The organism is Aureivirga sp. CE67 (assembly GCF_015767245.1).
GTDB lineage: Bacteria > Bacteroidota > Bacteroidia > Flavobacteriales > Flavobacteriaceae > Aureivirga.
In genome coordinates this window covers 47,416-59,856 of the sequence record NZ_JADOTV010000001.1, presented here as the reverse complement: position 1 = coordinate 59,856, position 12,441 = coordinate 47,416, and the positions used below count along the sequence as shown (strand labels likewise).

The window sequence follows — 12,441 nt, the reverse complement described above, 5'->3', positions numbered from 1 at the left end:
ACTAAAGTGTAGCTCTTTCTTTTTCTATTGCTTCCAAAATTCTTTTTCCCCTAGCTTTATAACCAGCGGAACCATTTGGCATATTTTTTTCTAAAATATTAATTAACTCATCGGTAATCCAATCTTGCGTATTTCTAAAAACAAAAATTGTTTGCATGGAATATGCCTCCACTGCAACTTTTCGATCTGAAATCATCCAATCAAAACAAACTTCAACAATCTTTTCAATCTGATCTTCTTTTAAAGCGGATTTTCCATTACTTTTCATAAAATCATAAGCCAATAATTCGCAAACTTTCGCAAGTGGTCGAACTATAGTATCGTCTTTTGGTTTTTGTACATTGTCTAAAAATAAATCAAGATTATCATAAATAGGAGCTCTATTCTCTTTCGTAATCCATTCTAGACACCAAGAAGCTTTTTGACTAAAATCTTTATTATTTTCAAAAATAGTTTCTAGCAAACTTTTAAATAATTCAGGTTTTTTAGAAATCTCTTCCGCAGCTTTACTTCGATATTCTCTTTTCGGATTTTTTATTTTGCTTAAAATTGCCTCTAATTCTTTTCTTTTTGAATCCATAGTTTATACCGTAAAATTATCTTGATCATTTAAAAACTGTAGCTTATTTCTAGCTTTTTTCATTGGATCTTTTTGAAGTGTGATGGTTTTAATTTCTTCTTTATTCGAATTTTCTTCTATCAAATTATTACCAAAATAATCTAACACTGCCGAATCTCCAGAATGATTTATTTTATTTCCATCCAAACCAACTCGATTCACTCCAATAGTATAACACATATTTTCGATCGCGCGAGCAATTAATAATTGTTTCCAAGCAAAGTTTCTTCGCTCTGGCCAGTTTGCTATAAATATTAAAACATCATAATTTTCCGTGTTTCTACTCCAAACTGGGAAGCGTAAATCATAACAAATCAATGGACAAATTCGCCAACCTTTATAATCAAAAACCAAACGATCATTTCCTCCACTATACACTCTATGTTCACCAGCTAAAGTAAAAAGATGTCTTTTGTCATATTGAAGAATATTTCCATCAGGAAAAACTGCTAGAAGCCTATTATAATATTTAAAATCATCTTTTATAATCAAACTTCCTATCAATAAAACATTTTTCTTTTTTGCTTCTTTTTGCATCCATTCTACAGAATTTCCGCTCATCTCTTCTGCAAAATAATCAGGATCCATCGAGAAACCAGTTGTAAACATTTCTGGTAAAATAATGATATCTGTTTCTTCTTCAATAGAAGCAATTTTTTCGGAAAACATTTCCAGGTTTTTCTGTTTATTTTCCCAAAACAACTCCGTTTGAATATAGCTTACTTTCAATTCCATTGTTGTGTTATTTTCTTTTGTGTGAATTTAAGTTTTTCGTTTTAATTTTAAAATGTTTCTCTTGTTTTTTCTTTAAAAATTAAAATTGACTGTTTTAAGAAAGAGTCTCTTTTTAGTTTGATTTTTTATCAAGAAAAAAATGAATATTTTCACGGTTGGTTTAGTCTAAAAATATACTGATTGTCAAGTTCCCCTCTTGAGAGGGGTTAGGGGTGTGTTTTAGATTAAATAAAATTTTCTCATAAAACTTTAAACGTGAAAATGAATAAGAATCTAAATTAGAATTGATAATTTTCTTCATTAATTTTAAAAGATATTATTTCCTTGATTTTATACTGAAAATTATAAGATTAAAGCTAATCTGATATTTACAAAGAATTTACAAATAATTAATATGTGTATAAATTTCCGTACTTTTGCACCGACTTTTAAACACTTAATAAAAAATGTCAGTAGCAAAAAAGCAATATAAGAGAGTTACTACAAATTCAGTTATTGAAATGAAAGCTAATGGAGAAAAAATCTCTATGTTAACAGCTTATGATTATACAATGGCTAAAATTGTAGATGGAGCAGGAATCGATATTATCTTAGTAGGAGATTCAGCTTCAAACGTAATGGCGGGTCACGAAACAACATTACCAATTACTTTAAACGAGATGATTTATCATGCAAGTTCTGTAGTTAGAGCTGCAAAAAGAAGTTTAGTAGTTGTAGATCTTCCTTTCGGAACTTATCAATCAGATCCTAAAGAAGCACTTCGTTCTGCGATTCGAATCATGAAAGAATCAGGAGGACATGCTATCAAAGTGGAAGGTGGAAAAGAGATTAAAGAGTCTGTAAAAAGAATTTTAAATGCTGGAATTCCTGTAATGGGGCATTTAGGTCTTACACCACAATCTATCTATAAATTCGGAACATATACTGTTAGAGCAAAAGAAGATGCAGAGGCTGAGAAATTAAAAGCAGATGCTAAAATGCTTGAAAAAATGGGATGTTTTGCTTTAGTTTTAGAAAAAGTTCCTGCGAAATTGGCTCAAGAAGTTGCAGAAAGTATTTCTATTCCAGTAATTGGAATTGGAGCTGGAGCTGGAGTAGACGGACAAGTTTTAGTAACACACGATATGGTTGGAATGACACATGAGTTTAATCCAAAATTCTTAAGAAGATATTTAAACTTATATGAAGAAATGACTGGTGCTTTCAAACAATATATCGATGATGTGAAGTCAGTTGATTTTCCAAACGAAAAAGAACAATATTAATTTATTGAAAAACATAAACTTAAATCCTAACAATTTTTCTGTTAGGATTTTTTATTTTTAGGAAGAAATATTTTATTGAAAAATGTTTAAGCTATTTTTAAAGATAGATGAGAAAGTTCCCCTCTCGAGAGGGGCTAGGGGTGTGTTACAGATTAAATAAAACTCTCCACTAAGAATTTAAACTGATAATATTAATATCGAGAAAATAAAATATTTTATTTAAAAGAAAAACAAAACCAAAAAATGAAAGTACTACATCTAGATACCAATCATCCACTTCTTATAAATCAATTAAAAGATTTAGGATGTGAAAATGTTGAAAACTATAAAGGAACGAAAAAAGAAATTCTAGAAATCATTAAAGATTATGATGGAATTGTAATTCGTAGTAGATTTTCGATTGATAAAGAATTTATAGATGCAGCTACAAATCTGAAATTTATCGGAAGAGTAGGAGCTGGATTAGAAAATATTGATGTAGAATATGCAAAGTCAAAAGGAATTGAATTGATTTCTGCACCAGAAGGAAATAGAAATGCTGTAGGTGAGCATGCTCTAGCGATGATTCTTGCATTATTCAATAATTTGAAGAAAGCAGATTTAGAAATTAGAAATGGACAATGGCTTCGAGAAGATAATCGTGGAATTGAGCTGGATGGAAAAACAGTTGGAATTATCGGTTATGGAAACATGGGAAAAGCATTTGCTAAAAAACTAAGAGGTTTTGATGTAGATGTTATTTGTTATGATATCAAGCCAAATGTTGGAGATATGAATTGTCGTCAAGTTTCTTTAGAAGAACTTCAAGAAAAAGCGGATGTACTTTCGCTTCATACGCCGCATAATGAATTGTCGAATAAAATGGTAAATGCTGAATTTATCAATAATTTCAAAAAATCATTTTATTTGATAAATACAGCGAGAGGTTCTGCCGTAGTTACAAAAGATTTGATGGAAGCAATAAACAATCAGAAAATTTTAGGAGCTTGTTTGGATGTTTTAGAATATGAAAAATCTTCTTTCGAAAATTTCTTTGAATCTTCAGACTCTGACAATCCATATTTTAGAGAATTAATTTCTTCAGATAAAGTCTTGCTTTCTCCGCATGTAGCAGGTTGGACTGTAGAAAGTAAAGAAAAATTAGCACAAACAATTGTTGATAAAGTAGAAAATAAATTTTTTGAGAAAAAAGATAAAGTAGAAAACCAAGAAAAGCAAATAACAGGAATTGGAGGAGTTTTCTTCAAAGCTGAAAATCCTGTTCATTTAAAAGATTGGTACAAAGAAAAATTAGGAATCGATGTAAATGAATACGGAGCTTCTTTTGTTTCCAGAGATTTGGATAATCCGGATAAAAAGACATTTTTACAATGGTCTACTTTTCCAAAAGACACGGAATATTTTAATCCAAGTCAAAAAGAGTTTATGATTAATTATCGTGTAGCTAATTTGGAAACATTTCTAGAAGAGTTAAAATCAAAAGATGTGACGATTGTAGGAGGAATTGAAGAATACGAATACGGAAAATTCGCTTGGGTTTTGGATAGTGAAAATAATAAAATTGAACTTTGGGAACCGATAGATTCTCATTTGTTGTAAAAATCAAATAGCCTACTTTATGGAGTAGGCTAATTTTTTATTGATATTCTAAATAAATAGATTTTCTTCTTTCATTATTTCAAGAGCTTTTTCAGTTTCACTCATTCCTTTGCTAAGAGAACCTGGAAGTAAAATCATCCTCTTTTTAATTTTATTGTTTTTATCTTCAAAGAAAACTTCAAACCTAGAGCGTGTAATAAATAAATTAGCTTTTTTAAATTTGATTTCTTTTATTCTATTTCGTTCAATTATTTTAGTGCTAGAATTGTTAGTGCTTTGTGTATTTCCTATAATCAGCAGTAAACCGAAAATTCCCAATAAAGTTGCAGAAAAATAATGTTCTATTTTAAAACTCTCATAACTCAAATAAAAAAATAGGATAGACATCAATGCGTATAGAATTAAGCTTTTTATAATGTTGTTCTCTGTGCTGAGATTAGATAAGTTTTCGATAGAATTATTGTTTGTAAAAACAATTTTATCATCCAAGATATGACAAAAACCAGTTTTAGTTTTAAATGTTTTTTTCATTTTTTCAACAAGAATATTTATTAGCTTAATTTTTGCTAAAAGTAGATAAAATAATGAAAGAGAATCTTGTTTATTATTATATTTGATAAAGTTTGAAGAGAAAACAGAACTTTTATTCTAAAAAATAGCTTTAAATATCATGGGACATCACATTTCGGCAATTATTGGAGATAAAAATGTAAATAAAGAAAAAATCAAAGAATATGGTTTAGCAGCTGCATTTGAAAACGAATATGTGATTGTTATTTTTGAATTGGAAGCAATGTGTCAACTAGCTGAAATATTAGATTTATCTATTAAAGAAAAAAGTGAACATCTTGATTGGGATTGTGATCTTACCATGTTTTTGGCCAAAGAAATTGGGATGAAAAAATTTGCGCTGATTCAAACAGATTATTTTGGCGGATTTGGAGAACAATATGCTGCTTATTTTGAAAATGGTGAAAAAGTATTACATAATGTTACAATTAATGAAGCTTTAAAAGAATTGGGAGTAAGGAGGTCTGAGGAATTAGATGAATTTGATACGATAAATCTTGGTGAATATCGTCATGCGGAATATTATTATTGGGATGATGGAAATTTCGCAGATAAAAAAGAAAATATGATTCCAGGTAGAGTAATTAAATCAAAATAAAAACACTAACAAACTGTAGAAATTTATTAGTGTTTTTGTTAATTATTTCTTGTTTTTCGTTTAATGAATTTGTGCCATTTTTTCTCTAAAACCTTTTAGATCATCTACGAAAAAAGCAATTTCAATATATTTTTTTCGAAGTCCATAAATACCAACAAGTTCATTTTCTTTTTTTAGTTTTAAAATAACATTATGTCCTTCCAGTTCTCCCAACATTGCAAGTTTTACACTTAATTTATTTTCTTCCAAATCTTTCGAACTATAAGTAATAGAGTCGATGTCTTCAAAAAGTATATTTGTTTCATTCATAATTCCATTTCTTAGTATTAGAGAATTTTCTGTAACTAAAATTGGTCTTTTAGAGATAGATTTCAAAAAACCAAAAAATTGTAAACAAGTATACAAACTAAATCCTGAAAGAATCCAAGCTGCAAGAGAACTCCATTGCTGTAATAAAAAATGCATAGCTACAGTTTCTACCAAAACCATAAAAATAATTACGGCCATTAAAGCCAAAGAGCCACTTTCTTTATGATAGGTGAATTCATTTTCATGTTGTTGTTTTCGTTTTCTCCATTGAAAAAATCCGAAATAGATCACAGCGATTTCTGTAGCAAAAGGCAGAACTAATTTTTTTGGTAAAATTTCGCTACAAGTATTTTTTAAAGCAGTAAAAAAATCAGTATCCGAATTTTTAATTGTTCGAAGTTTGATAAGTGTTTTTCTTAGTTTAATTAAAACATAGGTTAGAACGGTAATTTCTATAATTGGTAATAACCAAGTTTTAAATAATTGTAGATAAAAATGATGTTCTTTTGGCAAAATATAAGTTCCTATCAAAAAACCAATAACCATCATAGGAACAATGGTAGTTTTGGGAATTTTTGTTTTACGAATCAGGAAAAAATAGATTAAAGGAATACATAAAAATAAATCTAAAGAAATACCAAGCGCAAGTAAATTATTAGGATTTCTTAAAAATGCTGTTTGTGAAATTAAAATCAGAATTCCGAAGAGAAACAAAGGAATTCCAAATATAAAAATGCTAGAGTGAAGTGTTGATTTTTTTAGCATAATCGTAGTTTTTGAATGGTTGCTTTTCAGAGATTAAATTTACGATTTTAACATTTTAAAAGAAAGGTTTTCTGTGATTTAAATAAAGATTTAATCCAGATTAATTAAGCTAAATACTATTAGGTTAATTGAAATTTTTACAAATTTTTTTTCGATTGATTTTTACTTAAAATCTTTTCATATTATAATTCAAATGATTTCTTTATTTTTGGATATCGAATAAATAAACAAAAACTAAAAATAGTACTACATGAAAAAAATCTCATTGTTAATGCTTGCTGGAGTTTTTTTTATTGCCTGTGGAGGGATTAAAAAAAGCAAAAGAGGAGAAACGTATTATGCGAATACGATAACAACAGAAGAGTTAAAAAAAGATTTATACCAATTAGCTTCTGACGAATTTGAAGGAAGAAGAACTGGAGAAAAAGGACAAAAATTAGCTGCGGATTATTTAGCAAATGTTTATAAGCAGGAGAAAATAGAAGCACCAAAAAATGCTCCAAATTATTTCCAAGATATCCCAAAAGCATTTTTCCAAAATCGTTCGAATGATGATTCTGAAAATGTAGTTGCTTTTATTCCTGGAAGCGAAAAACCAGAAGAAATTATTGTAATTTCTGCACATTATGATCACATGGGATTAGATCATGGAGAAATTCACTACGGAGCTGATGATGATGCTTCAGGAACATCTTCAGTTTTAGCTATCGCAAGAGCTTTCAAAAAAGCGTATGATGAAGGAAACGGACCAAAGCGTTCTCTTTTATTTTTACACTTAACAGGAGAAGAAGAAGGATTATTTGGATCTAAATATTATACAGAAAATCCATTATTTCCTTTAGTGAATACAGTTGCGAATTTAAATATCGATATGGTTGGTCGTGTGGATGAAGCACATGAAAATAATAGAGAATTTGTTTATGTAATTGGAGCAGATAAATTAAGTACGGAATTGCACGATATCAACGAAGCTGCAAACAAAGAGCATGTAAACTTAGCTTTAGATTATAAATACAACGACGAAAATGATCCAAACCGTTTTTATTACCGTTCGGATCACTATAATTTTGCAAAACACAATATTCCAATCATTTTCTATTTTAACGGAACACACGTAGATTATCACAAACCTACAGATACGCCAGATAAAATCGATTATGAGCTTTTGAAGAAAAGAACAAAATTGGTTTTCTATACAGCTTGGGAATTGGCAAATAGAGAAAATAGAATCGTAGTAGATAAGAAATAAAAAACAAAAACCGAAGTCAAAAGCTTCGGTTTTTTTATGAATTATTAGCCATTATCACGTTTAAAATCTTATTAGGGAATTTTGTTTTATCTAAAAACACACCCCTAGCCCCTCTCAAGAGGGGAAATGGACAATCTGTTTGTTTTTATACAAAATCAAACGTGATAATGTTTATTTTTTTGGCATTCTTTTTTTGATTAATGCAATTTGCCCCATATGATTTGCTTGGTGTTCCATCACATGGAACCATGCCCAATAATTATTTATATTTGGATTCCCTTCCATATTTGCATTAAACCATGCGTCGTCTTTTGTTTTTAAAAATCTTAAAGTTTCTGCTCGTACTTCATTCCAAATATCCATGTAATATTGGATTGGTTTATCTTTTAGTTTTTTTCTTGCCTTTTTTCCAAGTTGTAAAGCCAAAGTCCATTTTTTATCCTCATTAAAAGCGCCATTATTAAAAGTTGCATTTTGATAGTAAACTTCTGTTGCAGCCAAATGAAGAATCATGGCTCCAATTCTATTAGCTTTTTCATCTAGTAGAAAATCTGTTTGTTCTTGATTCAAATTTTTTACTTGATATTCAACTCTTTTTTTTAAATCTTCCAACATAGAAACCATTGTTCCAATTTGAGGAGAAAATCCTTCTTGGCTTTTAATTTTGGCTTCTTGTGCAGAAATATTTTTACTAAAAATTAGAAAAACAAAGAGAAATGGTGTAATTATTTTTTTCATATAAATATTTTGATTTTTGTGTTTAAGTAAAACGTAATGTTAAACGTTTTTTTCTCAGAAATATTTTAATTATTTGTAGAATAGAGTTTTAAATTTTAGTAAATTAGATAGTGAATGATAAATGAAGATGACATGAGAAAAATACTACTATTTTTAGTTTTACTAATCCCTACTTTTTTATTTTCCCAAGATTGTCCAGATGAGATACTGACTTTTTCTACACAAGCAGAATTGGACGCTTTTAAAACCACTTATCCAGATTGTACAGATTTTCCAAAATCGATTTATGTAGGAAATATTGATAATGATGGTTCTACTATTCAAAATCTTGACGGACTTTCAAATCTTACCAATATTCAAGGTTCACTTTGGATTATTAATAATCCGCAATTGCAAACTCTTGGTCCAAATGGAGGTGATTTAGGAATTACTGCGCTAACCAATGTTGATGGCGATTTTGTGATTCAAAACAATGATATGTTACCAGATTTAGCAGGGCTTCAAGGATTGGAAGGCGTAGGTCAAGGATTTTTTATTAGACAAAATGGGATTCTTGCAAATCTTGGAGGATTAGATCTTTTGGAAGGTGTTGTGGGAGAATTCGAGATTTCTGAAAATCCACAATTATTGACTTTAGAAGGAATTTTAAAAAGTATTACGGTAACTGATTTATCTATAAATAGTAATATTCTTTTAGCGAATTTTTCAGGTTTGGTTAACGAGGTTGAAGTAGAAGGAGAGTTGACAATTCAATCGAATGCAATGCTAAGTTCTTTAACTGGAGATGGAGACACTGCTAAAATCAATTTTACAGGAACAGATTTAAATATTGTTAGTAATAATTCTCTTTTAAACTTTGAAGGGATGGAGAATGTTACGACAGTTGGAGGGGATTTATACCTTCAAGGAAATATGGGAGTAACTTCTTTTACAGGTTTTGAGAATTTAGAAACTGTTAGTGGTTCTGTAATTATCGCTTTTAATACGGAAATCACAAACTTAGTTGGTTTTAATTCTTTAACGACAATTACAGGAGATTTGTTGATTGCTTTAAATGAAAAAATGATCAATATGCAAGGAATTCAATCTTTGGATAATATCAACGGAGCTTTTTCTATTTCTTTTAATCAGACACTTTCAAGTTTAGCTGGTTTGGAAGATCTGCAAAATATCAACGGAGGGTTGACTATTTCGGATAATAATATTTTAGATAACTGTACTGGGATTTGTAATATTTTGTTAGCAGGAAATATTCAGGGAGGAATTTTCTTGAGTGGTAATTTAGCAAATTGTAATTCGGAATCAGACTTACAAACACAATGTAATGATTTAGATATCGAAGAAATTGAAGAAATTCATTTAGATAAAATTTATCCAAATCCTGCTCAGAATAAAATTACTTTTCTGGTGAAAAATCTACAAGAAGTAGAGATTTATAATATTCAAGGTAGAAAAGTAAAAACTTCAAAAGAGAATTTGTTAGATGTTTCTGATTTAGGATCGGGAATGTATATGGTAAAAGTTATTTCTGACAAAATCTTTATGGAGAAATTGATTATAAAATAGCAACTTAAATTTTCATATGTGAGCTGTAGTGATTCCTTTTGGTACTACAGCTTTTTTTATGCCTAAATTTTTCGGCTTAGGGATTGCAGCGACATCCTTTTTTGCTTTTCTTCATATTGCTGCTTTAGCAAAAAAGATATAGCGGAAAGCCCGACCTTTTGCTGAGTTTTTTGAAACGAAGAAAAAGGGGAGCTCCAAACTTTGTAATATTTTGATGAAAATTATTCTTGAAATTTTTGTTTTGTGGTGGAAAGGTTGTTTAAAAAACAATATTATTGTATTAGATTGGCTGGTGATTTATCCAATGAAACCATTTATTCAGATGAAGAATTTAAATTTTACTTTGTATGATTTCTAGATATTATATTATTCTATTGTTGTTTATTTTTATTTCTTGTAAAACTAATTTTTATTTATTAAAGAATAATAAGACAAAAGTACCAAAAAATAATGAGCTATTTAAAACTAATAGTTCTCCATTAGATAAAAAAATATTTTCAAAAATAGATACAAATGCAGTTTATGAAGAATATAATATTTTAACAAATGTTCCAGCAAGATTAGATTATAATAATGTTGAAAATTCTATATATAATGTTTATAGATTTTATTCTAATGGTTGTTTTAATAGTTTTTATTTAGATAGAGATGATTTTTTACATAAAAAAGATTTTGATCCTGAAACAAATGGTCGAAGAGGTGTTTTTCATATCAAAAATAATAAAGTTGTTTTTAAATTATTTACAGAAATAAATCAAATGCAAAAATATGGTATTGCAGATGGATATTTTGAAATTTATTCGGATACTATTTATATGATAAGGCCTGGTAAATATCCTATAGTTCGAAAATATGTAAAGAGAAAGTTAAGTAACGATTATTTGAATTTTAAAGCTAATTGGTACCCTTCGCTGGCCCCAGATCCTGAGAGTTTTAGATAACTAAGCGCTGCCGTAAGTTTTTAACTTGTGGCGTACCAGATTCTCAAAAAACCAAACCTAATATTTTAATTAAAAATGCTGTTTTTTTTATGTTTCAATTTTTGTGTTTTGTTGTGTGGTGCTTAAAAGAATTCGAATGATATTAGGAAGTAAATTTTAATAATATGAAAATTATTGAATTAGTTAATTATTTTAGAAAGAAAGGGGATTATCAGAATTTTTGTGATAAAGAATCTCTTGATGTAGAATCAGGAGTTGTTGAGATTTATATGAAGAAACCTTTTGATTTAGAAAATGAATTAATGTTTTTTGAAATAGAAAAAACAAAAGGAAATATTGAATTTCTTTTTAATGATGTGAAATATTATAATCTTTTCGATTTTTATTATTTTTTGGATGTAATTGAAGAGTTAAAGGGCATTGATTCAGTTATTTCAGATAATGATATTGCAGTGAAATTATTAAATTATGCAATTAACGATGCTTAATAAGAATAAGTTTTTATTTTCGATTAGATTTAAAGGAAAAAATGAAAAAGAATAAAAATTGTTTAATAAAAATATTTCCAAATTAAATTTTAAAAGTTTTGTGTAATTGTTGTGTGTCACTCGAAAAGATTTGAGCATTAGAAAAGTACTAAGATATAAGTGATAAAATATATAATATATAGAAAAGATGCAAGCTACTTCGTTAAGTGAGTTTAGGAATAATTTATATGAAATATTATTAAATAGAACTACTGAATTAAAGGAGTTTAAATTTTCAAAATCATATAAGGGATTTGTACTAAAAAAAAATACTCAATTGGATGTTAAAATCATATTAGATTTATAATTTGACATTATTAATGATTGTGCTGTTATTAAAGCATTACCTTCTTTGGAATGGAAATATAAATTTTTACACAAATGGTTTGAAGAGTTTTATAAGGGGGCAAATATAAAAGATTTTAGAAAATATTCGACTTTTAGTATTTCATTAAGCAATAAAAAGTGCTGTGAATATTATGGCTTGGAATATCAGCCTATTTATTTTGATATGCAAGATGAAGAGATGTTAGAAAAAAACATAGAATTTTTTAAGGCATGGATAGAAAATAGTGTAGTTCCTTTACTTTTAAAGTTTCATAGTTTAAATAATATTTATTTATATGGAGTTAAAAAAGAATTTGAAAATAAAGGGGAATTTCATGCAGGTTTAATTTTTGGTTTTATTTATTTAGCTATTATTAAAATTGTAGATTCATCTAATTTTGAACTTTATATAAAAAAATATAGAGAAATAATAGTAGAAAGAAAGAAATCAAAAAAATTTGATTATGAATCGAAAATTTATTTGCCAATATATGATGAAATCATTGATAAATTAAAAATGCAAGATTTTTCAAAAGATTTAAAAAAGATTGATTATTGATGGAATCTATGAAAATATTATTTCTCTTTTCCTATTAGATGTTCAAGTAAAAAAATCAAATTCAACTAACCAAT

General features: G+C 28.2%; 12 protein-coding genes and 1 pseudogene. 8 read left to right on the top strand and 5 right to left on the bottom strand.

What is annotated here, in order from left to right; genetic code table 11:
* Nucleotide 1: 1 nt before the first annotated feature.
* Complete coding sequence (locus tag I0K12_RS00275; RefSeq protein WP_196884900.1) at nucleotides 2-580, bottom strand: adenylosuccinate lyase; 579 nt, start codon at nucleotides 578-580, stop codon at nucleotides 2-4.
* A gap of 3 nt (nucleotides 581-583) precedes the next feature.
* Nucleotides 584-1,354, bottom strand: coding sequence for an amidohydrolase (locus I0K12_RS00270; protein ID WP_196884899.1), 771 nt, complete (start codon nucleotides 1,352-1,354; stop codon nucleotides 584-586).
* Between the two features lie 446 nt (nucleotides 1,355-1,800).
* Between I0K12_RS00270 and panB the strand changes: the two genes are divergently transcribed.
* Together panB and I0K12_RS00260 are read left to right on the top strand one after the other, a co-directional pair.
* Nucleotides 1,801-2,619, top strand: a complete 819-nt coding sequence (gene panB, locus I0K12_RS00265) for a 3-methyl-2-oxobutanoate hydroxymethyltransferase (RefSeq protein WP_196884898.1) — start codon at nucleotides 1,801-1,803, stop codon at nucleotides 2,617-2,619.
* A gap of 243 nt (nucleotides 2,620-2,862) precedes the next feature.
* Nucleotides 2,863-3,798, top strand: a pseudogene (locus I0K12_RS00260) (2-hydroxyacid dehydrogenase); the annotation flags it as partial.
* Nucleotides 3,799-4,266: 468 nt separating this feature from the next.
* Here the strand turns inward: I0K12_RS00260 and I0K12_RS00255 are convergent.
* Nucleotides 4,267-4,749, bottom strand: a complete 483-nt coding sequence (locus I0K12_RS00255; protein WP_196884896.1) for a phosphoribosylaminoimidazolesuccinocarboxamide synthase — start codon at nucleotides 4,747-4,749, stop codon at nucleotides 4,267-4,269.
* Between the two features lie 139 nt (nucleotides 4,750-4,888).
* Between I0K12_RS00255 and I0K12_RS00250 the strand changes: the two genes are divergently transcribed.
* Nucleotides 4,889-5,386, top strand: coding sequence for a hypothetical protein (locus tag I0K12_RS00250; protein ID WP_196884895.1), 498 nt, complete (start codon nucleotides 4,889-4,891; stop codon nucleotides 5,384-5,386).
* 60 nt (nucleotides 5,387-5,446) lie between these two features.
* Here I0K12_RS00250 and I0K12_RS00245 read toward each other — a convergent pair whose 3' ends face one another.
* The gene (locus tag I0K12_RS00245) at nucleotides 5,447-6,460 is read right to left on the bottom strand and encodes a hypothetical protein (protein WP_196884894.1); all 1,014 of its coding nucleotides are present in this window, start codon (nucleotides 6,458-6,460) and stop codon (nucleotides 5,447-5,449) included.
* Between the two features lie 250 nt (nucleotides 6,461-6,710).
* On the opposite strand from I0K12_RS00245, the gene I0K12_RS00240 reads away from it, so the two are divergent.
* The gene (locus I0K12_RS00240) at nucleotides 6,711-7,709 is read left to right on the top strand and encodes a M28 family metallopeptidase (protein ID WP_196884893.1); all 999 of its coding nucleotides are present in this window, start codon (nucleotides 6,711-6,713) and stop codon (nucleotides 7,707-7,709) included.
* 171 nt (nucleotides 7,710-7,880) lie between these two features.
* Here I0K12_RS00240 and I0K12_RS00235 read toward each other — a convergent pair whose 3' ends face one another.
* Nucleotides 7,881-8,447, bottom strand: a complete 567-nt coding sequence (locus I0K12_RS00235; RefSeq protein WP_196884892.1) for a DinB family protein — start codon at nucleotides 8,445-8,447, stop codon at nucleotides 7,881-7,883.
* A 132-nt stretch (nucleotides 8,448-8,579) separates the two neighbouring features.
* Between I0K12_RS00235 and I0K12_RS00230 the strand changes: the two genes are divergently transcribed.
* The 4 genes from I0K12_RS00230 (at nucleotide 8,580) to I0K12_RS00215 (ending at nucleotide 12,367) form a co-directional block, all read left to right on the top strand.
* Nucleotides 8,580-10,013, top strand: coding sequence for a T9SS type A sorting domain-containing protein (locus I0K12_RS00230; RefSeq protein ID WP_196884891.1), 1,434 nt, complete (start codon nucleotides 8,580-8,582; stop codon nucleotides 10,011-10,013).
* 347 nt (nucleotides 10,014-10,360) lie between these two features.
* Nucleotides 10,361-10,954 carry a hypothetical protein gene (locus tag I0K12_RS00225; RefSeq protein ID WP_196884890.1) on the top strand — a complete coding sequence of 198 codons (594 nt, stop codon included), beginning with the start codon at nucleotides 10,361-10,363 and terminating at the stop codon, nucleotides 10,952-10,954.
* A gap of 164 nt (nucleotides 10,955-11,118) precedes the next feature.
* The gene (locus I0K12_RS00220) at nucleotides 11,119-11,442 is read left to right on the top strand and encodes a hypothetical protein (protein ID WP_196884889.1); all 324 of its coding nucleotides are present in this window, start codon (nucleotides 11,119-11,121) and stop codon (nucleotides 11,440-11,442) included.
* 391 nt (nucleotides 11,443-11,833) lie between these two features.
* Nucleotides 11,834-12,367: a hypothetical protein gene (locus I0K12_RS00215; RefSeq protein ID WP_196884888.1), complete on the top strand. Its 534-nt coding sequence runs from the start codon at nucleotides 11,834-11,836 to the stop codon at nucleotides 12,365-12,367.
* Nucleotides 12,368-12,441: the final 74 nt, after the last annotated feature.